Here is a 25,965-nt window from a genome sequence, read left to right as displayed (position 1 = left end):
GCCGTCTACGCTGGGTATATTTAGGCGCCTGCGTAAAAATACTAGCACGGTCAGCGACTTGTATAACCTGGCCCGATTCTTTCATGTAATGGTCAAACCGCATTTTCGGAGATTAGTAATGACACTTCGCGTTATAACCGCGTTACTGGCGCTGTTGATGACGACAGCTTGCGCTCCCACGGGGCAGCAGGGCCGCAATGCAGATGCTAACCGCTTCGCGCCGATTACCCTGCGGGTTAGCGGCTATGGCACCTATGTAGACGCCACCAAAGATCGGTTGGACACACGCAAGCGCCTGATGGCGCGCAGGGCCTCACAGCTCGATGCTTATCGTAACCTGGCGGAACGGGTTTACGGTACGGTGGTTTACGGCGGTGCGACGGTGAACGACTTTGTACTGCAGAACGACGATTTTCGAGCCTACGTCGACAGCTATTTGCGCGGTATGAAAACCGTATCTGTAAATGAGCACAGTGACGGCGTCGTGGAAACGGTTGTCGAATTGAAACTGGAACCACGCTTTCGCCAGTGCGTTGCCAGTGTGCCCGACACTCAGGTTGCCCGTTATTGCTCGTTATCCTTGCCCGGTGAAAATGACAGCGCTGGCGATGTTCGCAGCAGTAACACCGATTCTCTTTACTACCTGGATTAAGCGATGACTGCTTTCTACCGAAGGCTAAAACAGCGTATTTCAATCGTCGCTGCCTGTGCTTTAGCACTGGTTCTTGCCAGCGAGCCGCTGTTGGCCTCTGTTGTTGAGGGCGTGGGTCATGCCAGTATTCACAATGGTGATATTGATAGCGCCAGAGCCCAGGCACGGCAGGCGGCTATGCGGGATATGGCATTGCAATACGACGCCCGTATCAGCAACAGCGACACGGTTGAAAATGGCGTGCTGACGAGTTCGCGCTTGCGCGTTACCAGCAATGTCAGCGCCCGCAATGTGCAGGTGGTGGATGAGTTTCGCAGCGGCCAGTTGCTGCGCTTGACTCTGCGCGCAGACATGACCTCCCAGCAACGCAGTTGTGGTCACGGTGCGGCGTCGACGTTGAAAAAAAGCGTGGCGATTACCGGATTTCCATTGTTGTACCCTGATCACGCCCGCGTTGGGCGGCTAGATGATGCCGGCGAAATGCTGCCGCAGCAGTTACAAATGCGTTTGCGTGAAGCCGGCAGTGTGCAGATTCTTGCGGCGACCAATTTGCGGATGTATGGCGATTTACTGAACGCACCTACTGCCCAGCAGGATGACAATCGGCTGACCAATGTACGTCAGTTGGCTCGGGAACTGGGCGCCCAGTTTGTGGTTAGCGGTGTTATACGAGACCTGGATGTGGCTGACCCTGCAGCCTGGAATACGTCGGTACTCGGCAAATTGAAGCGTAGCGTGGGGGCGGTAGACCAGAGCCGGCGCTTTATTGCGGATATGGTGATTTACGATGGTTTTAGTGGGGCGCCGGTTTATCAGCAGCGCTTTAGTACCCGCGAGCAATGGAATGCTAACCCCGGCAGTGCCAGCGGTTTTGCCTCGGCCGGTTTTGAACAAACCGACTATGGTAAAGCGGTAGCGCAGGTAATGGATGACATGGCCAAGTCAGTGACGGATGCGCTGAATTGCCAGCCGTTTATGACCCGAATCAATCGCGTTGACGGTGAACTTGCCACTATTGAATCGGGTGCCACCTCCGGATTAAGGCCGTCAGCAACGCTGCAGGTGTACCGCAGTGCACAGCATTTTGAGGCTCTGGACGCAACACCTGAGCTGACGGAAACCGGGGTTAACATCACACTCAACAATGTTCATCCCGAGTTCGCTTCCGGCAATCTGTCGGCCCATGGTGGCCAAACCAATATCCAGCAGGACGATATCGCCGTGGTGTGGTAGTGCGTCGCGTGAATTATCGTTTGCCAAAGAAAAGGCCCGCATATGCGGGCCTTTTCTGATGTGTCTGGGCCAAAACAGTTATCGGTTATGCGGCCTCCTTAGAGGCGACATCGCGGATTTTGCTGATCATCGAACGCAGACCGTTACCGCGGGTTGGCGAAATGTGGCGGAATAAATCCAGGCGTTCAAACAGCTCGTCGATGTCGATGGCCAGCAGTTCACGGGGTTCGTGATTGTTCAGCGCCACCAGAATGATCGCCGCCAGCCCACGCACAATAATGGCATCAGAATCGATCAGCAGGAACAGCTTGCCGCTGGCTTCTTCGTAGTGGTGAGTCAGCCACACCTGGCTCTGGCAGCCATGCACGTAATTCTTTTCGTTGCGTTCGGAATCTGGAAACGGCGGTAGCTGTTTACCCAGGTCGATAATGAACGCGTAACGATCTTCCCAGTCGTCCAGCAGCTCGAAGGCTTCAAACACGTCTTCCATTGTGGTGCTGGTACCCAGCGGATTTTTCGTGAAGTCGGTTGCGCTGTTGGTCATTACAACATCCCCAGTTCCAGTTTGGCTTCGTCGGTCAGCATATCGCTGTTCCAGGGCGGGTCAAAGGTCAGGTCTACCGTGACCTTATCAACGTTGGGCACGTGTTCCAATTTGGTTTTCACATCCTCGGCAATCACCGGGCCCATGCCACAACCCGCGGCGGTAAGAGTCATGATGATGTGAATGTGATTGCCGTGCTCTGGCTCTTGCTCGATGGAGCAGTTATAAATCAGCCCCAACTCTACAACGTTGACCGGAATCTCCGGGTCATAACAGTTACGAAGAGCTTCCCACATCTGATTTTCGTTTACCGTGCCGTCTTCCGGAGTGTCAAAATTACTGACCAGTGGCTGTTTGCCCAAAGCGTCGGCGTCGTGGCCTTCAATGCGCGCCAGATTGCCATTAACCGCCACTGTAAATGTGCCGCCCAGTGACTGGGTAATGGTGACGAAGGTATCCGAAGGAATCATGATTTCCGTTCCGGAGGGAACCAGGCGGGCTTCCACTTTGCGTTTGGTCAGTACAACTTCCCGTTCTTGCATCTGTTACTCCGTCATACCACTGTAAAGCTTTCGCCGCAGCCACATTCTGCGGTGGCGTTGGGGTTGCGAAACTCGAAGGTGGAGTTTACGCCTTCGGTAACAAAATCAATTTCAATACCGTTCACCAGTGACATGTGTTCGTCTTTTACAAACAGGTCTACGCCGTCGATATGAAATATTTGGTCATCGCTGCCGGACTCTTCCACCCACTGGGTTTCGTATTTAAAGCCGGAACATCCGCTCTTTTTAATGGCAAGACGAATGCCTAGCGCTTCAGGCCTTTTGTCCAACTGCTTGCGCACGTGCTTAATCGCACTGGGAGTCATGGTGACCGCAATGGTTGGGGTGAATACTTGGGCTTGGACTGTCATGATGTCACCTCCATCAGGCAAATAAACGTTGTATTTTTTGCAGAGCAGCGAACAGCTGTTCTACTTCTTCCAAGGTATTGTAGAACGCGAACGACGCCCGCGCTGTACCACCGGGAAGCCCGTAATATTCCATCAGCGGCATGGCACAGTGGTGACCGGCGCGAATGGCAATACCCTGCTGATCGAGCAGGGTACCAATGTCACTGGGGTGCAGGCCATCAATCTTAAAGGATATCAGCGGCACTTTGTTGGGCGAAGTGCCAATTATGGTCATACCCGGCACGCTAGTGACCAGCTCGTTGGCGCGCTGGAGTAGGCCGCTTTCGGCCGCTTCCATTGCATCGCGATCGAGGGTGGCCAAATAATCAATAGCGGCTCCCAGGCCCACGGCTTCAGCAATGGCCGGAGTGCCGGCTTCAAATTTGTAAGGCAAGGTGTTGTAGGTGGTGCCAGCAAAGCTTACCCGTTCAATCATTTCGCCGCCGCCTTGCCAGGGGGGCATAGCTTCCAGCAACGCGGCTCTGCCATAGAGCACACCAATGCCGGTGGGGCCAAACAGCTTGTGCGCCGAGAACACGTAAAAATCGCAATCCAGCGCCTGCACATCGGGCTGGAAGTGGCCCACGGCCTGGGCACCATCGACCAAGGTGATCACGCCCTGTGCTTTGGCTTTGGCCACCATGTCAGCCACCGGATTCACCGTGCCTAACGCGTTGGATACGTGGGTGATGGCCAGAACGCGGGTGCGCTCACCCAACAGTGAGTGAAACGAATCCATGTCCAGCTCCCCTTCCGGCGTTACATCAATTGCCAATACCTTGGCGCCGGTGCGCTCTGCCAGCATCTGCCAGGGCACGATGTTGGCGTGGTGCTCCATCTGACTCAGCAGAATTTCGTCACCGGGCTTGAGCAGCGGAGCCAGGCCGTTGGCCACCAGGTTAATAGCTTCGGTGGTGCCGCGAGTCCAGATAATTTCCCGTGCGCTGGGCGCATTTAAAAACTGCTGGACCTTCTTGCGCGCGCCTTCAAAGGCGGTAGTAGCGCGATCCGCCAAGGTGTGAGCACCCCGGTGAACGTTGGAGTGCATTTCCCGGTAATAGCTGTCCATGGCCTGCAACACCGCTTCCGGGCGTTGTGACGAAGCGCCGTTGTCCAGATACACCAGCGGTTTGCCGTTTACCTGTTGCGACAATATAGGAAAATCCCGGCGTACCGCGTATACGTCAAACAGCGGTTGGGTGGTTTTGGCCACAGACAAAGTGCTCATAACCGATTATACCTCTTGGAATGCCTGGTCGAAAAACTGGTTCAGTCCGGTGTTGGCGGTGTTACGCACCAGTTCCACCGGAATCTGCGCCACCAGCTCATTGATAAACGCCATGGTCAGCAGAACTTTTGCATCACGGCGGCTAAGGCCACGGGACACCAGATAAAATATGGATTCGTTATCAAGCTGGCCAATGGTCGCGCCGTGGGCGCACTTTACGTCGTCAGCGTAAATTTCCAGTTCTGGCTTGGTGTTAATTTCCGCACCGTTGGTGAGCAGCAGGTTTTTGTTGCTCATGTTGGCGTTGGATTTTTGCGCATCCTGATGGATGTGTATACGGCCGTTAAAAATAGCGTGGGATTTGTCTGCCGCAATGTTGCGATAACTTTCTTCGCTGTTGCAGTGGGCCGCAACGTGTTCGATGGTGGTGTGATTGTCGTAATGCTGGGTACCCTGGGTAACCACCACGCCATTGAGTTTGCACTCGCCACCTTCGCCTTCAAGGCGCACATGCAAGTCGTGACGGCGCAAGGTGCCACCAAAGCCAACACTGTGGCTTTCAAAACGCGAGTTGCGCTGCTGGCGCACGCCGGTGGTGCCCATGTGCTGCACATTCTGACCTTCGGTATTCAGGCGCACACTGGTGATGTTGGCGCCATCGCCCAGGCTGAACTCGGTGGCGGTGTTGACCATCACCGGGCTTTCGCCGCTGGAAACATAGTCTTCCACCAAGGTGAGCTGGCTGTTGCTGCCTGCGGCTACCAAAATACAAGGGAAGGCAGACCCGCTGTGGCTGGCGCTGGTGTGGTGAATTACAAACAGCGGCTGGTCGAGTACGGTGCCTGGCTGCAACTGAATCAGCAGGCCGTCTTCAAAGCGCGCAGCGTTCAGCGACGTCAGGTTTATCGAACCGTGTTTTGCTGGCTGATCGCTGATGGATTTGCCAAGCAGGTCGACGGCAAGCTCGGCGTCATCGCCGTCCAAATCACTGAAACGCTGTATGCTAAGGCCTTTCAGTGCTGGGTAATTGCTGGCTTCGGGGCGCACAACGCCATTTACCAGCACCACAGTATAACCCTGAATGTCGGCTTCGGCGCCGGCACTGGCGTTCAGTGGCAAAGAGCTGGCCATGTCATCGGTCAGTTTCAGATGCTTGGCTGAGTACTTCCAGTTTTCAGTCTTGCGCGTGGGCAGCAGCAAACCCGTCAGAGCGCTGGCTCTGTTAGCGCGCAGCGCCAGCAATGGCTTGGGCAGAGCCTGACCCGCTGATTGTAGAAAGGCGCTGGAAAGCGTAGATGCAGATTTCATGTCGCGACCTCCCGATCAGTGGCTGGCAGCTGTGTTATCTTTGACACCGAGCCAACCATAGCCTTTCGCTTCCAGTTCCAGGGCCAGTTCGCGGCCGCCTGATTTGATGATTTTACCATCAGCCAGTACGTGTACGTAATCTGGAATTATGTGGTCCAGCAGGCGCTGATAATGGGTAATCATCAGAATGGCGCGATCGGGTGCACGTAAGGCGTTCACGCCGTCGGAAACCACTTTCAGGGCGTCTATATCGAGGCCGGAATCAGTTTCGTCAAGAATGGCGAGTTTTGGCTGCAGCAGCAACGCCTGCATGATTTCGTTACGCTTCTTTTCGCCGCCAGAGAAGCCTTCGTTCACGCCGCGTTTGAGAAACGCTGGGTCCAGGTCGACCTGTTTGGAGACCTCTTTAGCCAGCTTCATGAATTCAGCGGCGTTCATGTCGTCTTTACCCTGGTGCTTGCGCATCGCGTTAACGGCGGTGCGCAGGAATTGCAGGTTGCTGACGCCGGGAATTTCAACCGGATATTGGAACGCCAGAAAAACGCCTTCGCGGGCACGCTCTTCGGTGGGTAGTTCAAGCAGGTTGTCGCCGTTGAGGGTAACTTCGCCTTCGGTGACTTCAAATGCGTCATTGCCTGCCAACACCTGCGACAGGGTACTTTTGCCGGAGCCGTTGGGGCCCATGATGGCGTGGACTTCGCCGGCTTTTATTTCCAGATTGATGCCTTTGAGAATCTGTTTGCCTTCAACGGAGGCGTGCAGGTTTTTGATGCTCAGCATTTGTAATTTCTCTCTTTTAAGCTTTTGAATTCGTTTCAATCAAATTTTGGGCTTTTATAAAGCTTAGCCGACCGAGCCTTCCAGGCTGACTTCCAGCAGCTTGCCGGCTTCTACTGCAAACTCCATGGGCAGCTCTTTAAAGACTTCTTTACAGAAACCGTTAACGATCATGGATACGGCCTGTTCCGCGTTGATACCGCGCTGGCGGCAGAGGAACATTTGTTCGTCGCTGACTTTTGACGTGGTCGCCTCGTGTTCCACGATGGCCGATTTATTCTTGCTTTCTATGTACGGGAAAGTGTGGGCGCCGCAGCGGTCACCAATCAGCAGGGAGTCGCACTGGGTGAAGTTTCGTGCACCTTCGGCTCCCGGATTGAACTTGATCAGGCCGCGGTAGGTGTTTGAGCTGCGACCGGCAGAAATACCCTTGGAAATCACCGTGCTGCGGGTATTTTTACCCAGATGAATCATTTTTGTGCCGGTGTCGGCCTGCTGGTAATTGTGGGTCAGCGCGACTGAGTAAAATTCACCTACGCTGTTGTCGCCGCGCAGTACGCAGCTGGGGTACTTCCAGGTGACCGCTGAACCGGTTTCGACCTGGGTCCAGGATACTTTGGAGTTGTCACCGATGCAGGCGGCGCGTTTTGTGACGAAGTTGAAGATGCCGCCTTTGCCGTTTTCGTCGCCTGGGTACCAGTTCTGTACCGTGGAGTATTTGATCTGGGCGTCTTTAAGCAGCACCAGTTCGACGACTGCAGCGTGCAGCTGGTTTTCGTCGCGCATAGGTGCAGTGCAACCTTCCAGATAGCTGACGTAACTGCCTTCGTCGGCAATGATCAAGGTGCGCTCGAACTGACCGGTGTTGGCAGCATTGATGCGGAAATAGGTCGACAATTCCATCGGACAACGCACACCCTTGGGGATGTACACAAAGGAGCCGTCGGAGAATACCGCCGAATTCAGCGCAGCAAAGTAGTTGTCAGCGGCAGGAACCACGCTGCCCAGATACTTTTTCACCAGTTCCGGGTATTTCTGAACCGCTTCTGAAATCGGGCAGAAGATAACGCCGGCTTTTTCCAGGGGCTCTTTAAAAGTGGTGACGACAGAGACAGAGTCAAATACTGCATCTACAGCAACGCCCGCTAATTTAGCCCTTTCGTGCAGCGGAATACCCAGTTTTTCATAGGTGCGCAGCAGCTCGGGATCGACTTCGTCGAGGCTCTGAGGCATATCTTCCGGGCGCTTGGGCGCGGAATAATAGGAAATATCGTTGTATTTTACCTTTGGGTAATTAACGTGTGCCCAGTCAGGCTCTTCCATATCGAGCCAGCGACGATAGGCTTTAAGGCGCCACTCCAGCATGAATTCGGGTTCTTGCTTGAGTGCAGAAAGACGGCGAATTACGTCTTCATTAAGGCCCGGCTCAAAGGTGTCTGACTCAATCTCGGTTACGAACCCGTGCTCGTAATCCCGTTTGATGAGTTCTCTTACCTCTTTGTCTGTGGTCGCCATAATCGTCGCTCCGTGTTCTTTTATCGTGGGCTGTGACGCCCTTTAATTTGCTAGCAACCGCGAGGGTTGCAGGGCTGATCTGTTGCTTGTTGACTCTGATTGTACAATACCAGAGTAATTTAGTCAGGTATTAAATCGAGGAAAACCTCTTTTAGGCCGCAAACCATTTTTAAAGCGGTTTGCGCGTCTGGGTTACGGTCAGTGCGCGCTATTATACGTGCAGTTTAGCTTTGTGTGCCATTCGGTAGGATGCGTGTCAGGTAGCTGTTAACAAGCTGCGCGGGAGCGTTTTGAGGCACGGGAATACGTACAATGTAGCCGCTGCCGGGGGCGCAATCCATGGCGCCCCCATTGAGATTTTCCATAGCAGGCAGGCTGAATCGCAGGTTGCCGCTGGGAGTGACCAGTTCCAGCAGGTCACCGATGGAGAATTTGTTTTTCACAGTGATGGTAACCCACTGGTCGTTGGCGTCGGCGATGGCACCCACCACCTGCTGGCTGCCGAGATAGGATGAACCCTGCTCGTAACTCTGATATTCCTGGGGCAGGTGGCGGCGCAGGAACCCTTCGGTGTAACCGCGGTTCGATAGAGCTTCGAGCTCGTCCATCAGGCTCATGTCAAAAGGCTTGCCTTGCACCGCTTCGTCGATGGCCCGGCGGTAGGCCTGGGTAGTGCGTGCGACGTAGTAGGTGCTTTTGGTGCGGCCTTCAACTTTCAGTGAGTGCACGCCCATTTCAGACAGGGCGGCCACGTGCTGCACCGCGCGCAGGTCACGGGAATTCATGATGTAGGTGCCGTGTTCGTCTTCATAAGCGGGAATTAAGCTGCCAGGACGGTTGGGTTCTTCCAGCAAAATTTCCCTCGGTTCTATCTCCCTGGGTTCAACCTCCTGCACAGGGCCATCAGAAGTGCGGGCGATCAGGTCGCCGGTTTGATCGTGGCCGTGTGCCACCGGTTTGTAGTTCCAACGACAGGCGTTAGTGCAGGCGCCTTGGTTGGCATCGCGGTGGTTCATGTAGCCCGACAACAGGCAGCGGCCGGAGTAGGCCATGCACAGAGCGCCATGTACAAACACTTCCAGTTCCATCTGCGGCACCCGCTCGCGGATTTCGCGAATTTCGTTCAGTGCCAGTTCCCGTGACAGAATGACCCGGTTGATGCCTTGGCGGCGCCAGAACTCCACCGTTGCCCAGTTTACCGCGTTGGCCTGAACAGACAGGTGTATGGGCTGGTCTGGCCACTGCTCCTTTACCAGCATGATTAAACCCGGGTCGGACATGATAAGCGCATCGGGTTGTTGCTCCAGTACCGGCGCCAGATCTTTCAGATAGGAGCGAACCTTGTCGTTGTGGGGTGCAATGTTAGATACCACATAGAATTGCTTGCCCAAACTGTGAGCGCGCTCGATACCGTCGCCCAGGGCGGCTGCGTTCTTGAAACTGTTGTTGCGAACCCGCAAAGAATAGCGTGGCTGGCCGGCATAAACCGCATCGGCGCCATAGGCAAAGGCGGTTTCAAGGTGCTCAGGGGTGCCGGCAGGCGCAAGCAATTCTGGGGTGTTCATAACGGGCTCCGGGATGAGTATGTTGAGGATAGGGCGCTTATCAAGAGTAGCGAGCGCGCCATTGTGCCCGAGCCAATCGTAATTTCAGTTGACCTCGCTCAAGGGTATTATGGATTAATTTCAGCTAACATCTGTACGCTGAATGCCCTGATGGTTTATCTTTCACCACCGAATTTTTTTAAAGATGACAATAAATTCTGAGTCAGGAGGGGCTTCATGGCTGTAAACGGGCAGCAGCAGGCTGCGCGGGCATCTTTGAGTATCCGCGTGCGTGTTTTAATTGACGGCCAACTGGCCAGAGGAAAGGTAGGTGTAGAGGTGGTGGCATCGCAGCTACACATGAGCCGCTATACCTTGCACAAAAAATTGAAAGCGGAAGGGCTGACCTTCGCACGTATATTGGAGGACGTTCGCCGCCAGCAGGCGCTGGCTTACATGCAGGACAAAACCAAGCCGCTGGTAGAGATTGCCGAACAGCTTGGGTTTTCAGAACTGAGTGCATTCAGCCGGGCGTTCAAACGTTGGATGGGCTCGTCGCCGGCTGAATACCGCTCGGTCAGGTTTTCCTGAATCGAGATTAGAACTTTTTGAACACCAGGCTGCCGTTGGTGCCGCCAAAGCCGAAACTATTGCTCATCACATATTCCAGGTTCTGGTTTTCGCGCACTTCGCGCACGACCGGGTAACCTTCTGCGCCTTCATCCAGGTTTTCGATGTTGGCTGATGGGCAAATAAAGTTTTCACGCTGCATGATCAGGCTGTAAATGGCTTCGTGCACGCCTGCCGCGCCCAGAGCGTGGCCGCTCAGTGCTTTGGTAGAGCTCAGCGGCGGAATGCGGTCTCCAAAGGCCTGCTTGATAGCTTTCAGCTCGGTGATGTCGCCGGCTGTTGTGCTGGTGCCGTGGGTGTTGATGTAGCTGATTTCGCCGTCGATGTTTTTCATCGCCTGCTGCATGCAGCGTACTGCACCCTCGCCGCTGGGGGCGACCATATCGGCGCCATCAGAGGTTGCGCCAAAGCCGACGATTTCCGCCAGGATGTTGGCGCCGCGGGCTTGTGCGTGTTCCAGAGATTCCAGCACCAGGGTGCCGCCGCCGCCAGAAATCACGAAACCGTCACGGTTAGCATCGTAGGTGCGCGACGCTTTCTCCGGGGTGTCGTTGTACTTGGTGGACAGCGCGCCCATGGCGTCGAACAACATGCTCAGGCTCCAGTGGATGTCGTCGCCACCGCCCGCCAGCATGACGTCCTGGCGGCCCATAGCAATCAAGTCTGCAGCGTGGCCAATCGCGTGGGTACTGGTAGCACAGGCCGACGTAACGCCGTAGTTAACACCGGTGATGCCGAACGCCGTAGCAATGCTGGCATTGATAGAGCTGCCCATGGTGCGTGGCACCCGGTAAGGGCCCACCCGGCGAATGCCTTTTGCACGATGGGTGTCGATGGCGTCCATCAGCTCCACGGTAGATGCGCCACCGGTGCCAAAAATAGCTCCGGTGGTGTTGGCGCGGATCTGCTCGTCGGTCAGGCCGGACTGGGCCAGAGCTTCTACCGTCGACAGGTGGGCGTAGCCGGAGGCCGGGCACATAAAGCGCCACAGCTTGCGGTCAATCAATTCTGGAAGGTTCAGGTTGATCTGACCGCAAATCTGGCTCCGTAGGCCATTATCACGGGCTTCTTCGCTGAAGCCGATACCGGACTTTACTTCCCGCAGTGATTTGGTTACAGCCTTTATGTCGGTTCCAAGGCTGGACACAATGCCCATCCCAGTGATTACAACGCGACGCATGTCAGTCACTCCTAAAAATTGTCGGTGGAAGTGAACAGGCCTACCCGTAGGTCTTTGGCCGTATAAATTTCCTTGCCGTCCACTTCCATGCGGCCATCAGCGATAGCCATGGTTAACTTACGCTTTATAAGACGTTTGAAGTCAAGATGGTAAGTGACTTTTTTGGCATTAGGAAGAACCTGGCCAAAGAATTTCACTTGACCGGAACCCAGCGCGCGGCCTTTGCCCTTGCCACCGGTCCATGCCAGGTAGAAACCGAGCAGCTGCCACATGGCGTCAAGGCCCAGGCAACCCGGCATAACGGGATCGCTGTCAAAGTGCACCTTGAAGAACCACAGGTCCGGGTTGATATCCAGCTCTGCGGTCAGGCCACCTTTGCCGTAAAGCCCACCTTCGTTCCCAATGTGGGTGATGCGGTCGAACATCAGCATTTCATCAATGGGCAGGCGCATGCCAGCGCCCTTGAACAATTCACCGTGACCGCAGTCGATCAGGTCTTGTTTGCTAAACGTGTTGGGGTACGGGTTGGAATCCATAGTGCCGGTGTCTCTTTCACAAGATGATTTTCCACAACTCTAGCTCGAAATTCGCCGGATGCTATTGACCATTAGTGGATAATTACAAAATTTGCGCAATGTTTACCCGATTTTACCGTCTGGCCTCGGGCTAGCGAGTATGTGGGTGTAGCGCCATAAAAAGACACCAAAAGCGATCAACCATAATATTGTGCTGACGCCAATACCGGCGTGCCAGCCTAAAATATTGAAGGCAGTCAGCACCCGTGCCACCGCTGCCAGCTGGATCAATACAAAGGCGGTTGCCATGCCCCGTGGCAGCACCAGCGATCGGCCGGTGTGGCCCAGGGTTACCCGTGCTATAACACCAAATATCAGGCAGCCAATGGCGCCAGCGCCCGCAGCGTGGGCCCAGGCGATTGAAGGCCAGCCGGCCAGCAAGTGCCCGGCTAGAAGAGTTAGCGCCACCGGCACCCATAGAATCGACAGGTGTAAAATCCACAACAGCGGTTCTTTACGGGTCAGCCAGCCTTTCCAGTGGTAAAGCCGCACCAGCATAATGCCAGCAGCAACGATGGCTATCACTCCAGCAAGGGCGCGCCAGCCGCTCACCAGCGTTGCTAGCAGCACAATCATCGCAAATACGCTGGCCATATCCAGTTTGGCCGAATTTTTCACCAGTGAAGGGCTCAGCCCCTGGCGTCCCAGATAACCGCTGGTGAAGGCCGGTGTGATGCGCCCGCCAACAATGCTGATCAGGGCCAGGCCCATCAGCAGTGCACCGTAACCATAAACTGGATCAAGACGGATAACGAGGCCGATTTGCATCAGCCATAAAAGGCCCAGTACCACCAATACCATCAGTTGGCGTTTCTGCCGCGCGTGCCAGACACGCCAGCCGGCATCGATCATAACCAACGGCAGAAAGGCCAGGTTCACACCCTGCACCAGCCAAACGGGAAGATCACCGCCAAATGCCAGCAAGAGCCGGCCAGCAATCCATACACCCCACAGTAGAACCAAACGCAGCCCATGAATGCGATCGGTTTGGGTCCAGGTGCAGACTGCCGTTAGCAGAAAGCCCGCAATGGCGGCGGTCAGGAAACCGAACAGCATTTCGTGCTGGTGCCAGAGCACCCCTGGCAAAGCTAATGGCAGTTGTAAGATACCTGTTGCCTGGAGTACCCATACTGGCAACACAACAACAACCAGCAGGGCCATAGATAGAAAGAAAATGCGAAAAGGGTAACCGAACAACTGACCGATACTGGCGCGGTCGGCGGAGGGTGTCGGAATCGCCATGAAGGATCTCCGTTAATAGTGGTATTTTAAGTATATGTTAAAGGAGGGCCAGTTCAAATGACATACCCGCATAGGAGTAGTGTGCGTACAATGGCGTTTTCGTCGCCGCGCTTTTGCCCTTTGATTTGGGCCGAGATAGGCTGTTTTGCGCGGTTTATAATCAACTTCATCGAAATTAAGGAACCTTGCCCGTGTACATGACTTTAAAAAGCATACACATGCTTACCGCGTATTTGACGGTGACGCTTTTCGCACTGCGTCTGCTGATGGATGCCGTGGGCCGCCCTGGTTGGCGGCAAACGCCTTTGCGCTGGATTCCCCACGCTAACGACACGGTGCTGCTGGTCAGTGCTGTCAGTCTTGTGTTTGTAACGCCGTGGATGCCGTTAGTACACGGCTGGTTAACAGCCAAGATAATTCTGCTGGTGGGTTATATCGTAGCCGGTCTGTTTGCCCTTAAAGTCAGTGTTGATAAGCGCGCACGCATCGTGGCAGCGGTGCTTGCCCTGTTGCAGATAGCCGCGATATTCCACTTGGCGACGGCCAAACCGATACTCTTCTCCTAACGCTGTTCGGGTTTTTAACGGCCGCTGAATAACTCCGGAAGGTCGGCGGACTCTGCCGCGTTGGCCCACTCTTTGCGTTCGGCACTGCAAATGGCCAGGTGCATGCGCAGCAACGTAAACAAGGCCAGCGCAAATATCAGCATGAAGTTAGTTTGCCAGATGCCGGTTATATCACTGATGGCGGCGAATGCCAGTAGCATCGGGGCGGCAAGAATGGCTCCGGCCATCGTGAGTATGGCGGTCGCCGTGTTTACTTTATTGGGATAGTGCTGGGAATAGTGCTGGGAATAGTACCGTGTTATTTGGCTAGATAATGCCGCTTGGCCAAGAGCAAGAAATAAGCCCAATGCAATCATCAGCGTTGAAAAAAGTGGGAGGCCGAGGCTTAAGGTAAAGGGAATCTCGCGGTTGATGCCATGAATTTGATAATGGGTTGGGGGGTAGCTGAGCATAAACGTCACGATTAATATGCCGGTCAGACTGTGGTACATCATCCGCCGCGCGCCGAATCGCCGTGTTAGCTTTATGGCCGGGGCATGAAATAGCGCTGCAGGTATTACCCAAAGTAAACCGGTAAGCGCTGCGTGACCAACGTCAAGCTGATACAGCCCCGCCAGATAATGAGGTAGCCACAGGGCAAGAATAATAAAGCTGGCAGACACACCGCTGTAAAACACTGCAAAACGCCACATCAGACGGTTTTTCTTAATGCAAGGTGTTCCGGCCCCGTGCCTGATCGCTGTTGCGCCTATGACATTCGCGGGCATTGCCCGCCGGTCAGCGTTTATTCCGAACGCCAAACGTAACCCAGAGCCTGCCAAAACAGTCAGCGCTAGCACCAGGCTGAGGGTGTTTGCCTGCAGGTGTAATCGGTTTTCCAATACTAATCCGCCGATCCCGCAAAGCAGCAGCGCCAAAGCACCCAAAAGGTACGCCGAAGTTTTTGGTGCAAGCTCCGGCTCAAGCGGTACTTCCTGCGCTTGATGATCCGATTGAAAACGATTGTTTTGCACACTACGGCCTCATTTACAGAGTTTTTTTGGCACCTGCAGATGTTATCAAAACCATGAATATTCGGGCCGGGGCATCAGGGGTACCTCCTGCTGGGGAGCTATGGGGTAGGCTTTTGCGTGGCAACAGGTGCAAGGGGATAGAGTGTTGATTTCTCTGGTGGGGTATGCGCTATGAACGTTGATATGCATCAATAATAAGTGGCTGTTAAGTGTGGGCTAATGCACGCATAGACCACCGCAACGCCTGTAACGGTGCCGATAAATTCGCCGGGAAACCCTCTATGAAAATAATGATCGCCTACGATGGCTCGCGCAACGCCAAACTGGCGTTGGCACAAACCATCACCATGTTTCACTCGCTCAAACCTACTCTCAGCCTGGTTGCCGTAGCCGAGAACCCGCGTGACATAACCGCAAGCAACGAGGACTTGTTTCAGGAAGAACTGGTCAGTTTAAAAAAGGCCCTGCAAGAAGCTCTGGACATGTGCGTCCGGGAAGGCATCAGCGCCAACTCCCTGTTACTGGAGGGAGACGCACGCAAGATGTTGCTCTACGCCGCTGAAAATAAAGTGCAGCCAAACATGTTGGTGATTGCCCGCCACAGTGAAGAGCCGGACGGCGGTTTTATTGCCCGTTCACTGACTTATTTCGTCGATGAGCTGGACTACATGACATTCGGTAAGGTCAGCTCGTTTCTGGCGCGCCGTGTGCAATGCCCACTGCTTATTCTGCCTAGCTGCTGATCGCCGCTGGCGCAGCAGTAACCGACAGAACTGAAAGCCCCCGGAGGCTTAAATGAAAGTCGCAGCTATATTCGGTTTTAAAAATCCAGAGATCAAAGCACTGCACCTGACCTGGATTGCGTTCTTCATCACATTTTACGTGTGGTTTAACATGGCGCCGCTGGCGTCGAGCATGCTGAAAAGCGTGAACTGGCTGACCGCTGATGATTTGCGCCTGTTTGCCATTTGTAACGTGGCGCTGACCATACCCGCACGAATTATTGTGGGTATGGCACTGGACCGTTTCGGCCCGCGCCGGGTGTTTTCGATTTTGATGGTGCTGATGTCGATACCGGCCCTGACCTTTGCCTTCGGTAATACCATGACCCAACTGCTGGTTAGTCGCCTTGTGCTTAGCTCCATTGGCGCCAGCTTCGTGGTGGGTATTCACATGACCGCCATGTGGTTCAAGCCCCGCGATATCGGCTTTGCCGAGGGCTTTTACGCCGGTTGGGGCAACTTCGGCTCGGCTGCTGCTGCGCTAACGTTGCCGACCATTGCCCTGCAAATGTACGGCGGTGATGATGGCTGGCGCTGGGCCATTGCCCAGAGTGCCATCGTGATGGCGCTGTATGGCGTGTACTACTGGTTTGCGGTTACCGATGGCCCCGTTGGAACCGTGCATCGCAAGCCCCGTAAAGCGAGTGCGTTGGAAGTCAGTACCTGGGGCGACATGGTCAAGCTGATTCTATGGACCATTCCGTTGATTGGCGTACTGGCCATTCTGGTGTGGCGTATTCAGAACATGGGTTATCTAAGCGTGACGGGTGCAGTCGTGGCCTACGTGGTGATCTGTTCCATTGTTTGCTACCAGATTGTGCAGATTCTGCGGGTTAACGTTCCTATCCTGAAAAAGGGTGTACCGGAAGACGACAAGTACCCGTTTAACAGCGTTGCCGCATTGAACAGCACCTACTTTGCCAACTTTGGTGCGGAACTGGCGGTTGTGTCCATGTTGCCGATGTTCTTTGAGGAAACCTGGAGCTTGGGCGCTGCCGCCGCCGGAATGGTGGCTGCCTCTTTCGCCTTCGTGAACCTGGTTGCCCGGCCTATGGGTGGCCTGGTGTCGGACCGCATGGGCAACCGCCGCTTTGTGATGCTCAGCTATATGTTTGGTATTGCGGTGGGCTTTGCACTCATGGGTATGCTGAATTCCAGCTGGCCGCTGATTGTGGCCGTGGGCGTGACCGTGTTTACCTCGTTTTTTGTGCAGGGTGCTGAAGGCGCTACCTTTGGTATTATCCCGTCCATAAAACGCCGTTTGACCGGGCAGATTTCCGGTATGGCCGGAGCTTACGGTAACGTAGGTGCGGTGGTTTATTTGACAATCTTCACTTTTGTGACGCCCTCCCAGTTCTTCTACATTATTGCCGTTGGTGCGTTTGTAAGCTGGGTACTGTGCTTTATGTGGCTGAAAGAGCCGGAATCGGGTTTCGCCGATGAATACGCAGTGTCGTCAGTAGACTTGCAGATAGAGGAAGAGGGCCGTATCCGCACGGCGTCCCTTGGCTAAGACAGTCTGGCGCACAGAAAAAACCCGCCGGGAGTGATTTCAGCGGGGTTTTTTTGAGGATAAGGGACAGATTTAAAATCTGTCCCTAGCTCATAAGCCCCAGGCTGAAAAGTGCGGGTTGGCAAAGTTTGGCTTGCCGTACACCATGGGCTTGTTGTCCAGGGTAATCAGTCGGCCACCGGCTGCACGCAGCACAGCGTCACCGGCAGCAATGTCCCATTCCATAGTGGGCCCCAGTCGCGGATACACATCCGCTTCACCGGCGGCCAGCAGGCACAGCTTTAGTGAAGAGCCTGCACTGGTCTGGCTGGCCACCTTGGCACCGGCTAAAAATCGCGCCAGAGCGGCCTCGTCGCCGTGGGAGCGGCTGGCGACAACGGTTAACCCGGCCGCTGGCACCGGGCGGCACTGAATGGCCTTGCGTTCGCCGTTTTCCTCTACAAAAGCACCTAGCCCGAGGCCACCGGCGAACAGTCGCTTCAGAGCCGGCGCCAGAACCACGCCCAGTACCGGCACGCCGTTCTCAATCAGCGCAATGTTAACGGTGAACTCGCCGTTGCGGTTGATGAATTCTTTTGTGCCGTCCAGGGGGTCTACCAGCCAGAAGCGGTCGCCGGTTTTTGGTGTATTGCCGGCGGCAGCCTGCTCCTCCGCAACAATAGGAATTCCTCTGTCCAGTGCCTGCAGCGCCGGCAAAATGAGCGCTTCGGCCAGCTCGTCGGCTTCTGTTACTGGCGATGCGTCGCTCTTCGTACGCACGTCAATATTGCCGCCGTAAATGTTCATGATGGCATTGCCGGCGTGGTGCGCAATGGGTAAAAGCTTTTCAAGCAAGGATGCGTAAGCGTCCATTTTCATTGATTTTTCGCCATTCGAATAAAGTGGTGGTGAACAAGACGCACGCTGAGGTACACCAAAGCCAGAGTGACCGGTATGGCGATGCCCAGAACAAGAGACTTGTTGAAAACAATACCGGCTTCATAAACGGAATTGAGCACCAGTTTAAGCAGCCCTATCAAATAGTAGGTAATCGCAACCACTGAAAAACCTTCAACGGTGTGTTGCATCATTAGCTGGATTTTGGAACGCCGATCCATAGAGCTCAGCAACTGCTGATTCTGGCTTTGAATCGCCAGCTCTACCCGCGTTCGCATCATGTCTGAGGCACGGTCTACCCGCCTCGATAGATCTTCGAGGCGTTCGCCAACGGCTTCGCAAGTTTTTACCGCCGGTGTCAGGCGCCGTGTCAAAAACTCGGTCAGGGTAAGGTGCCCAGTCAGTTCATCTTCTTTGAGTTCGTCCAGACGTGTCATTACCAGCTGGTGATAGGCCCGTGTGGCTGAAAATCGAAAGGTAGCGCGGGCGCGAAAGGCTTCAATGCGCGCGGCAATGTAGGTCAACCGGGTTAGCAGCGCCTGCTCGTCTACGTCTTGATTTTCTGCCAACGTTTGGGTAACCAGTACGAGCTGCTGATCCATGTCATTTAACGATGGTGTGATCTCGCGGGCGACAGGCAGCGCCAGCAATGACATCAAGCGATAAATTTCTATTTCCATCAGACGCTGGGTCAGTCGCCCTAGCTGGCTGTTCGACATTTTGTGATTTATCACCATAAATCGCCCGAAGCCGTCACTGTGCAGCTGAAACGTACTCCAAACCTTTGCGGCTCCCTCCTGCGGACTGCTGCCTATAAGGCGTAAACCCTCGAAATGTGTACGCACGTAGTCAGGGTTTTCGCGGGCCCTATCAGCACTGCCTTTTTGGATATCCAGATGAAATGCGGCTATGACGGTGCCGCTTAATTCCGCAAGCCAGCCCTCTGGCAGTAGGTTAATGGCGTTTTCGGAAAAAGCTACAGACCGGTTGGGGGCCAGATTCACAAACGTGTATGAGGCAAATTCCATATGCATTTCCCGCCTAACCCGCAGGTCACCAAAGGTGTGCTCAAAACAGCCTACTTCTTGCTGGGGTGGAACATGGCCAAGCAATGTATAAAGGGTTTGCAAATGTTGGAACTGGCTCTGGCGTTGCTCTGGATTGGTCAGCACCGCAATGTGGCTGACTCGTGCAGGCGAGGGAAGAATCTGGAACGGGCGAGAATGCAGCTCGTCATAGAAATCACCCCGTAGAGGGTGGATATCGAGGTTGGCCAGTAACTCGCTCACACTGGGGCTGATCCTTTTGTTGGATAGAGAAGTGGTAAAGGATGCCCCGAATAGTAACCCGAAAGAGGTGTTTGACAATAGCGAACAGAGAGGGCCTGGCAAGCGTCTCTCTGCTCGGTGATCAACATTAGCGGTCCTTGAATACCACGGTCTCATCAAGAGAGACGCGGGTAGTGCGCGTGTTGTTTGCCTTCACCTCTGAGTCGTCGTAACCAAAACAGATACCAAACACCACGCCGATGTTTTCCTCCAGTCCAAAGGCAGCACGAACCAGGTCAGGATGGGATCGCAAACTACCCATAGCACAGGAACTGATGCCTTGAGCCGTCATTGCCAGCATCAGAGTTTGGGCATAGATGCCCACATCGACTGCGATGGTGGCGCCAAAAGAGCGATCCATGCAAAGAAAGGCTACATGTGGCGCATCAAAGAACTCGAAGTTGCGCAGCGCCGCTCGGCTACGTCCAGCTTTGTCGTCGCGGGCAATTTCCATTTCTCCGTACAGTGCTGCGGCGCAGTCAACTTGCCGGCCGCGATAAACGCCCTCAAATTTGCTGACGTAGCTAAAATCAGGTTCAGAGGGTGCTCCCGCCATTGCCCGACCGATAAACTGATCTCGCAATGAGTCTCTTAGATCGCCAGAAGCAACCACGGTATACCAAGGTTGAGTGTTGCAGTTTGACGGTGCTTGCTGTGCCTGTTCGAACACGTTGCGCATGGTTTCTTCAGGAACCGTTTTTGGCAAAAAACCACGGACGGAGCGTCGCTGAAAAATGGCATCTACCAGAGACATCGTAGGCTTGCTGACTGCATTCATAGGAGGTTCCAAAATAATGAGTACGCGGTGGTGTTTTTCAGTCGTTTTAATTTTTTATAACGTCGGTGTTTATGAACATCACGTCTCGACACCGTCAGAACGTGATGTTGAGCTCATGATTGAGCGGATCAGAAAAACACGCCTGGAAGCCAGGTAGCGATTTTTGGAAAGACCATGATGATGCCAATGGCTATGATTTCGATGATGACGAACGGAACGACTGAGGTGTAGATGTCCTTCATGGTAATGCCTGGCGGTACGACACCTTTTAGATAAAACAGGTTAAATCCGAAGGGCGGAGTCTTATAGCCGATTTCCATGTTGATCACGAACAAAATGCCGAACCAGATTGGATCGAAGCCAAGGGATTTTACGATAGGCATGAACACCGGCAGAGTAATCAGCATGATGCCAACCGGGTCGAGCACCATGGCCAGGAAGAATATAATCACCATCATTGCAATGATGATGCCCCATGGCCCGCCGGGAATGTGCTGCATCATCCCTTCTATCAGATCTTGAGCTCCCATGCTCTGATATGCCGCGCTAAACGCGTGAGCGGCAAATAGGATCCACATGATCATGCCCGTAAGCTTGAAGGTACGGATAGCTGCTTCCTGCAGGATGCTCCACTTAAACTGGCGATAGACGGCCGCCGAAATCAGCGAACCCAGAACGCCCATGGCGGCGGCTTCCGTTGGCGTGGTAATGCCACCGATGATGGAGCCTAACACCATGAAAACAACGCCCATGGGCAGCAGTACGGCTCTTAGAGCACGGAGCTTCTCAGGCCAGGTGCCACGTTCCTCTGGAGGCAGGGCCGGTGCCAGATGCGGCTGGAGGGTAGAGCGTATAAGAATGTAAGTGACGGTCATTACCATCAACAGAACACCAGGCATGATGCCGGCAGCAAACATCTGGCCTACGGATACCCCGGTAATCAGTGCGTAGAGAATCATCAGAATGCTGGGCGGTATCAGAATGCCCCAGCCACCACCTGTATTGATGACACCCAGCGCCATTTTGCGGTCATAGCCACGTTCCAGCATGGAGGGCAGTGCAATGGTGCCCATGGCAACCACCGCTGCGCCACTGATACCCACCATAGCCGCAAATATGGCGCAGATAACCAGGGTTCCTATAGCCAGGCCGCCGCGAAGGCCGCCAAACCACAGGTGCATCATCCGGTACAGGTCCTTTGCCACACCGGTCCGCTCCAGCACCATGGCCATGAAAACAAACAGGGGAATCGCAACTAGGGTAAAGCTGCCCATGGTGCCCCAGATCTGCGAGGCCACCATATAAAAGGAGTCAAATCCCCAGGTAAAATAGAGGAAGATCACCGAAACGCCACCGAGAACAAAAGCCAGCGGCAAACCCAGCAGCAGGAAGAATAACAGCGAACCAAAAAACAGCAGGGTCAGAACTTCAATACTCACGACTGCTCTCCTTTAGAAGCGCTGTGATCCGGGCGGTAGTAATTCAGGTTGAACGCAATGGCAATGTCTTCGAGGAGTTTTGCCAAGCCCTGCAGTACCAGCAGTCCTGTTCCGACAGGAATGGCAAGTTTGGCCGGCCAGATCGGCGGGTTCCAGGCAGAGTAAGAGGTCTCCCAACTGGCGATGGATTCGCTGGCCATGTCAATGCCAAACCACAGCAGAGCAAGAGTAAAAATGAAAAATATCAATGAGGTGCCGATGTCCATAAACGCCCGCTTGCGAGGCGATAGCTGCGAGTGCAGAAGATCGACATTGACGTGGCCCCGATGAGCCATGATGTAGCCTCCGGACATTACCGCATAAACGCCGAACAACATTTGAGTAAGCTCGTTGGTCCAGACTGTGGGTGCGTCAAGCAGATAACGGAAGCCCACTTCCAGCAGCAGGAACGCGAACATGGCGAAAACGAGCAGGGCTATCCAGCGTCCGACAAAATCATTAAGACGGGTAACCCCGCTTATGAATGCGGTCAGCACACTCATTGCATTCTCCAGGAGGATGTTGGGTGTTTCAGGGATAAAAAGGCCGGACGTCAAAGACTCCGGCCTGTGTCACTTCGTTAATCGTGCGGCTTAGAGGTAGCCGAGTTCGGCTAGGTAGCCCTTCAGCATATCCAACGCCTTCTTGGCGTTGTCGCTACGCTCGCCTTCCTCGTCCCACATTGCCTGTGCGGCTTTTGTCAGCTTGTCCTGAACGTCATCCGGCAGAACGTTAACCTGCACGCCCTGTTCGGCGATGACCTTGGCCAGGGTGATGCGCTCCTTATAAAGGTATTCGTTGGTACGAACCCAGAATTGCTCATCGAGTGTATCTTTGACGATTTTTTGCATGTCCTCCGGCAATTTGTTCAGTGCCTTCATGCTGACAATGATGACATCAGTGCCCGCGATGTTCAGGGCCGGTTGAACGTGGTACTTGGCCACTTCATACAGAGCCATGCTGGAGGCACCCTGAGCGGCACCCCAATGGGCACCGTCAACAATGCCTGAGTCAAGCGCGGAGTAAAGTTCGCTGCCTGGAATATAAGATGCTGCAGCACCCGCTTCGGTCAGGAACTTTTGCAGAACACCTGAGGAGCGGATCTTCAGACCGGTAAAATCGTCCCAGCTATTGATCGGCTCTTTGATCACCATTTCAGTGGGATATACCTTATCGGTTGCCCAGTAAACGTCGTGTTCTGCCGCTTCATCACGAAGCATCTGCTCAAAACCCATACCCTGATGGAAGTATTCAGCTTCCCACACGTTACGGAACGCAAAGGGCAAGCCGGAGGCAATGCCCGCAAGAGAGACTTTGTCCTGGGCATAAGAGGGAGAGATTGTGCCCATTTCCAGAATGCCACGGCTCACAGCATTGAACGTGTCTTGGGCCTTGAAGAGCGCGCCGGCTTCATAAAGCTTGAGTTTCAAACGCCCGTCTGTGCGCTCGTCCAGAACTCGTTGCAGCCTTACCAGGCTGTCTGTGTAGGAGCTGCTGGCGCCTGGCCAGTGGGACTGCACTTTCCATGTGAACGTTTCCTGGGCGGCGGCGGGCGCAGCGCTCAGGGCAGCTGAAATTCCGAGGGTAAGGGCAGACGCGTAAACGGTCAGGGATTTGCGTGTTTTGGCGAGGAGATTCATAACTGTGCCTCATTATTCGTTGTTGTTGGGATGCTTCTTGTTGTTTCACTGTGCAGAACTAACGACTGCAGGGTGAATTATTATTTTCTGAATCTATCACAAGATCGGGCTTTTGCAATAGGATGTTTTATGTAGAGGCACCAGAATTATTCTCAATAAGGACAATCCGATGATTGAAAATCAGCAGTCTCATGGCGTGCTCCAGCTCGTTATCAACCGCCCCGAGAAGAAAAATGCCCTGACCCGGGAAATGTATCAGCAACTGAGTGACGCCATAATCCGTGCGAATGAAGATGAGGCTGTGAGCGCCATCGTCATCTCTGGCGCGGGTGGTGTGTTCACGGCGGGCAATGACCTGGATGATTTCCGGGCTCGTGCCACGGATGCAAACCCGAAGCCTTCCGCCGGGCTGGCGTTTATTGAAGCGCTGATGAACTGCGATACGCCGGTTATAGCCGCAGTAGAAGGTATGGCAATCGGCATCGGCACAACGCTGTTGTTACACGTGGATGTCGTGGTGGCTGCAAAAAGTGCGAAATTCAAAACGGCGTTTGTGGATCTCGGGCTGGTGCCGGAGGCTGCTTCTACGGTCACCATGCCTCTGCATTTGGGTACTCGTAAAGCCACGGATCTGCTGCTCCTGGGTGAGGTGATCAGTGGCAGTGATGCCAGGGAATGTGGGCTGGTAAGCCGGATTGTGGATGATGGGCAGGCGCTGTCCGAGGCGTTGGCGCTTGCAAAGAGCTTGGCAAACAAATCCCGTGAAGCCCTGCGGGCCAGCAAGCGGCTGATCCGCGCTCCCTGGCGTGAGCAGATTGAACAGGCACTGGAGCGGGAGCGGGAGGTGTTTACCGAGCGGCTTCGGTCGGAGGATTGCCGGGCCGCTCTGGGCAAGCTGGCCCCACGCTGATCGGGATCAACGCGCGATTTTTTTCCAATAAGGTTCACGCAGCTCCCGCTTCAGAACTTTCCCTATGGTGGAGCGGGGGAGCTCCTCGCGGAGCTCGATAGCGGAGATACGCTGGCTTTTGCCGAGCTGGCCGTTAGCCCATTCGAGTATCGTAAGCGTTGAATCTTGGTGCCCGGGCTTGAGAACCACCAGAGCCAGCGGTGTTTCACCCCAATGTTCGCTGGGAATGCCGATAACCGCTGCATCGTCCACGGCAGGGTGTGCCAGCAGCGCCTTCTCTAGATCGACCGGGTAGATGTTGAAGCCACCAGAAATGATCATGTCCTTGCGACGATCAAGAATATGGATGAATCCGTCTTCGTCGATTCGTCCCATATCTCCACTGCGATAAAACACGTTGCCCTCAGGGCTTTCCCAAAGCATTTCCTCGGTCTGTTCAGGCCGGTTCACGTAGCCTCGCATCATCGAAATGGCGCGGCCCACCAACTCGCCGGTTTCGCCTCTCGAAAGTTCATGATCCTCTTCGTCGATCACGCGTACTTCCGCACCTTGCGTTGGTATGCCTACTGAGCTCCATTTGTCTGGGTGCGCGGCACAGTCGAGGCTGGTAGAGATGCCGCCCTCTGTGAGGCCGTAAACCTCTCGTATGTTGCCGGGCCAGCGAGCCATCGCATCAGCTATCACGTCCGGTCTTAGGGGCGCGCTGGTGCAGAGTTTCAACTTGAAGCTAGAGAGGTCAAAGCGGTCAAATTCCGCGTCAGCCAGAATCCTCTGGTACTGCACTGGTACCAGCATGGCGTGGGTCACACGGTGTGTTTCGGCCAGCTCCAGAAATCGCCGAGCGTCGAACTTTGCCATAATGACCAGCGTGCCGCCGTGGAACAGCGTGGGTAACACCGAGACCAGTGTGGTGTTGGAGTACAGCGGCGTTGAGACCAGGTTAATGGCATCGCAATCCAGTCCATAGAGGCTCATGCGTTCCATCTGCCGCTGGCGGAATCGGTAATCATGGAGAATGCCCTTCGGAGTGCCGGTGGTGCCGGAGCTGTAGATGATATTAAAGGCGTCATCCAGCGATACGTCCGCCGGGCGGGCCCCAGCTGAGGCATCGCCAAGCCAGACTTTCAGGGTCTGGCCAATTCCTTCGCCGTTTTCATCCAGGGCAACAATACGGTCGTCCGGTAATCCCTGCAGCCCAGGCTGGAAGCTGTGAAGGAGGTCCCCATTTTTCTGCGACACAAACAGGAACGTTGCACGGCAATCGGACAGCATAAGACACAGTGTTTCGGCGCTGGCCATACCTGAAAGTGGCACCATGCAGCCGCCGGCGGTAAGCACACCGAGATACAGAGCGACATAGTCAGCGCTGTTCTCCGACAGAGCTGCAACTGAGTCGCCCGGCTCAAGCCCCGCATCTCGCAGGCGGTTGGCGATCCGGTTAATCTGATCCAACAGGTCTCTCCAGCTCACCGTGCCCTGTTCACTGATCAATGCCGGGTGGTCTGCACGGCTGATTGTAAACCTCTGTATCCGGTGGCCAATGGCCTCCATGGGTTCGTTCGGGGTCATGGGTGCGTACACAGGCATTTCGCTCAGGTTATTTTTCATTTTTGTGCCTTATGCTGCTATTGTGTTTTGACTAGTGAAATTTACTTCCGATTATATTGACTCAAAAGTAGAAGACATGACAAATTAATGCGA

At 54.5% G+C, this 25,965-nt stretch carries 26 protein-coding genes; 7 read left to right on the top strand and 19 right to left on the bottom strand.

Annotated features, from left to right (window positions below; translation table 11 throughout):
- Positions 1-118: 118 nt before the first annotated feature.
- Positions 119-652, top strand: a complete 534-nt coding sequence (locus MRBBS_RS15400; RefSeq protein ID WP_014872495.1) for an LPP20 family lipoprotein — start codon at positions 119-121, stop codon at positions 650-652.
- Positions 653-655: 3 nt separating this feature from the next.
- On the top strand, positions 656-1,885 hold the full coding sequence (locus tag MRBBS_RS15395) for a flagellar assembly protein FlgT (protein ID WP_014872494.1): 1,230 nt from the start codon (positions 656-658) through the stop codon (positions 1,883-1,885).
- 85 nt (positions 1,886-1,970) lie between these two features.
- Here the strand turns inward: MRBBS_RS15395 and MRBBS_RS15390 are convergent, their stop codons facing one another.
- The 8 genes from MRBBS_RS15390 to yegQ form a co-directional block, all read right to left on the bottom strand.
- Positions 1,971-2,429: a SufE family protein gene (locus tag MRBBS_RS15390; RefSeq protein ID WP_014872493.1), complete on the bottom strand. Its 459-nt coding sequence runs from the start codon at positions 2,427-2,429 to the stop codon at positions 1,971-1,973.
- Positions 2,429-2,971: a putative Fe-S cluster assembly protein SufT gene (gene sufT / locus MRBBS_RS15385; RefSeq protein WP_014872492.1), complete on the bottom strand. Its 543-nt coding sequence runs from the start codon at positions 2,969-2,971 to the stop codon at positions 2,429-2,431. The genes MRBBS_RS15390 and sufT overlap by 1 nt, the downstream gene beginning before the upstream one ends.
- 11 nt (positions 2,972-2,982) lie before the next feature.
- A complete protein-coding gene (locus MRBBS_RS15380; protein ID WP_014872491.1) occupies positions 2,983-3,342 on the bottom strand; it encodes a HesB/IscA family protein in 360 nt (119 codons plus the stop codon).
- A gap of 13 nt (positions 3,343-3,355) precedes the next feature.
- The gene (locus tag MRBBS_RS15375; RefSeq protein WP_014872490.1) at positions 3,356-4,609 is read right to left on the bottom strand and encodes an aminotransferase class V-fold PLP-dependent enzyme; all 1,254 of its coding nucleotides are present in this window, start codon (positions 4,607-4,609) and stop codon (positions 3,356-3,358) included.
- A 6-nt stretch (positions 4,610-4,615) separates the two neighbouring features.
- Positions 4,616-5,917 (bottom strand): Fe-S cluster assembly protein SufD, encoded by a 1,302-nt coding sequence (gene sufD / locus MRBBS_RS15370; RefSeq protein WP_014872489.1) that lies wholly within the window; start codon positions 5,915-5,917, stop codon positions 4,616-4,618.
- A 15-nt stretch (positions 5,918-5,932) separates the two neighbouring features.
- Entirely contained in the window at positions 5,933-6,697 is a 765-nt protein-coding gene (gene sufC / locus MRBBS_RS15365) for a Fe-S cluster assembly ATPase SufC (protein ID WP_014872488.1), read from the bottom strand.
- Positions 6,698-6,760: 63 nt separating this feature from the next.
- A complete protein-coding gene (gene sufB / locus MRBBS_RS15360) occupies positions 6,761-8,209 on the bottom strand; it encodes a Fe-S cluster assembly protein SufB (RefSeq protein ID WP_014872487.1) in 1,449 nt (482 codons plus the stop codon).
- 224 nt (positions 8,210-8,433) lie between these two features.
- A complete protein-coding gene (gene yegQ / locus MRBBS_RS15355) occupies positions 8,434-9,774 on the bottom strand; it encodes a tRNA 5-hydroxyuridine modification protein YegQ (RefSeq protein ID WP_014872486.1) in 1,341 nt (446 codons plus the stop codon).
- A gap of 216 nt (positions 9,775-9,990) precedes the next feature.
- On the opposite strand from yegQ, the gene MRBBS_RS15350 reads away from it, so the two are divergent.
- On the top strand, positions 9,991-10,344 hold the full coding sequence (locus MRBBS_RS15350; RefSeq protein ID WP_014872485.1) for a helix-turn-helix transcriptional regulator: 354 nt from the start codon (positions 9,991-9,993) through the stop codon (positions 10,342-10,344).
- Positions 10,345-10,351: 7 nt separating this feature from the next.
- Here MRBBS_RS15350 and MRBBS_RS15345 read toward each other — a convergent pair whose 3' ends face one another.
- The 3 genes from MRBBS_RS15345 to MRBBS_RS15335 all read right to left on the bottom strand — a co-directional run bounded on the left by MRBBS_RS15345 (position 10,352) and on the right by MRBBS_RS15335 (position 13,380).
- Positions 10,352-11,563, bottom strand: coding sequence for a beta-ketoacyl synthase N-terminal-like domain-containing protein (locus MRBBS_RS15345; RefSeq protein ID WP_014872484.1), 1,212 nt, complete (start codon positions 11,561-11,563; stop codon positions 10,352-10,354).
- Positions 11,564-11,574: 11 nt separating this feature from the next.
- Positions 11,575-12,099 (bottom strand): bifunctional 3-hydroxydecanoyl-ACP dehydratase/trans-2-decenoyl-ACP isomerase, encoded by a 525-nt coding sequence (gene fabA, locus MRBBS_RS15340; RefSeq protein ID WP_014872483.1) that lies wholly within the window; start codon positions 12,097-12,099, stop codon positions 11,575-11,577.
- Positions 12,100-12,201: 102 nt separating this feature from the next.
- Positions 12,202-13,380, bottom strand: a complete 1,179-nt coding sequence (locus MRBBS_RS15335; protein ID WP_014872482.1) for an NnrS family protein — start codon at positions 13,378-13,380, stop codon at positions 12,202-12,204.
- A 197-nt stretch (positions 13,381-13,577) separates the two neighbouring features.
- Here MRBBS_RS15335 and MRBBS_RS15330 point away from each other — a divergent pair, with 197 nt between their 5' ends.
- On the top strand, positions 13,578-13,946 hold the full coding sequence (locus MRBBS_RS15330; RefSeq protein ID WP_187290812.1) for a SirB2 family protein: 369 nt from the start codon (positions 13,578-13,580) through the stop codon (positions 13,944-13,946).
- A 14-nt stretch (positions 13,947-13,960) separates the two neighbouring features.
- On the opposite strand, the gene MRBBS_RS15325 is transcribed toward MRBBS_RS15330, so the two are convergent.
- Complete coding sequence (locus MRBBS_RS15325) at positions 13,961-14,959, bottom strand: MFS transporter (RefSeq protein WP_014872479.1); 999 nt, start codon at positions 14,957-14,959, stop codon at positions 13,961-13,963.
- A gap of 281 nt (positions 14,960-15,240) precedes the next feature.
- Between MRBBS_RS15325 and MRBBS_RS15320 the strand changes: the two genes are divergently transcribed.
- Together MRBBS_RS15320 and MRBBS_RS15315 are read left to right on the top strand one after the other, a co-directional pair.
- Positions 15,241-15,702 (top strand): universal stress protein, encoded by a 462-nt coding sequence (locus MRBBS_RS15320; RefSeq protein ID WP_014872478.1) that lies wholly within the window; start codon positions 15,241-15,243, stop codon positions 15,700-15,702.
- Between the two features lie 52 nt (positions 15,703-15,754).
- Complete coding sequence (locus MRBBS_RS15315) at positions 15,755-17,254, top strand: MFS transporter (RefSeq protein ID WP_014872477.1); 1,500 nt, start codon at positions 15,755-15,757, stop codon at positions 17,252-17,254.
- 90 nt (positions 17,255-17,344) lie between these two features.
- Here MRBBS_RS15315 and cysQ read toward each other — a convergent pair whose 3' ends face one another.
- From cysQ to dctP, 6 genes are all read right to left on the bottom strand, one after another.
- Positions 17,345-18,112: a 3'(2'),5'-bisphosphate nucleotidase CysQ gene (gene cysQ, locus MRBBS_RS15310; RefSeq protein ID WP_014872476.1), complete on the bottom strand. Its 768-nt coding sequence runs from the start codon at positions 18,110-18,112 to the stop codon at positions 17,345-17,347.
- The gene (locus MRBBS_RS15305; RefSeq protein WP_014872475.1) at positions 18,109-19,419 is read right to left on the bottom strand and encodes a DUF3422 domain-containing protein; all 1,311 of its coding nucleotides are present in this window, start codon (positions 19,417-19,419) and stop codon (positions 18,109-18,111) included. Before MRBBS_RS15305 ends, cysQ begins: the two co-directional genes overlap by 4 nt.
- Positions 19,420-19,546: 127 nt before the next feature.
- Entirely contained in the window at positions 19,547-20,236 is a 690-nt protein-coding gene (locus tag MRBBS_RS15300) for a nitroreductase (RefSeq protein WP_014872474.1), read from the bottom strand.
- 128 nt (positions 20,237-20,364) lie between these two features.
- Positions 20,365-21,675 (bottom strand): TRAP transporter large permease, encoded by a 1,311-nt coding sequence (locus tag MRBBS_RS15295; RefSeq protein ID WP_014872473.1) that lies wholly within the window; start codon positions 21,673-21,675, stop codon positions 20,365-20,367.
- Complete coding sequence (locus MRBBS_RS15290) at positions 21,672-22,217, bottom strand: TRAP transporter small permease subunit (protein ID WP_014872472.1); 546 nt, start codon at positions 22,215-22,217, stop codon at positions 21,672-21,674. Before MRBBS_RS15290 ends, MRBBS_RS15295 begins: the two co-directional genes overlap by 4 nt.
- 90 nt (positions 22,218-22,307) lie before the next feature.
- A complete protein-coding gene (gene dctP / locus MRBBS_RS15285) occupies positions 22,308-23,354 on the bottom strand; it encodes a TRAP transporter substrate-binding protein DctP (protein WP_014872471.1) in 1,047 nt (348 codons plus the stop codon).
- 169 nt (positions 23,355-23,523) lie between these two features.
- Between dctP and MRBBS_RS15280 the strand changes: the two genes are divergently transcribed.
- The gene (locus MRBBS_RS15280) at positions 23,524-24,264 is read left to right on the top strand and encodes an enoyl-CoA hydratase/isomerase family protein (RefSeq protein ID WP_014872470.1); all 741 of its coding nucleotides are present in this window, start codon (positions 23,524-23,526) and stop codon (positions 24,262-24,264) included.
- Between the two features lie 6 nt (positions 24,265-24,270).
- Here MRBBS_RS15280 and MRBBS_RS15275 read toward each other — a convergent pair whose 3' ends face one another.
- Complete coding sequence (locus tag MRBBS_RS15275) at positions 24,271-25,872, bottom strand: class I adenylate-forming enzyme family protein (protein WP_014872469.1); 1,602 nt, start codon at positions 25,870-25,872, stop codon at positions 24,271-24,273.
- Positions 25,873-25,965 lie beyond the last annotated feature (93 nt).

The sequence above is a fragment of the Marinobacter sp. BSs20148 genome (assembly GCF_000283275.1).
Lineage (GTDB): Bacteria > Pseudomonadota > Gammaproteobacteria > Pseudomonadales > Oleiphilaceae > Marinobacter > Marinobacter psychrophilus.
Note: the sequence above shows the minus strand (reverse complement) of the source record. Positions and strands in the feature narration are given on the sequence as shown.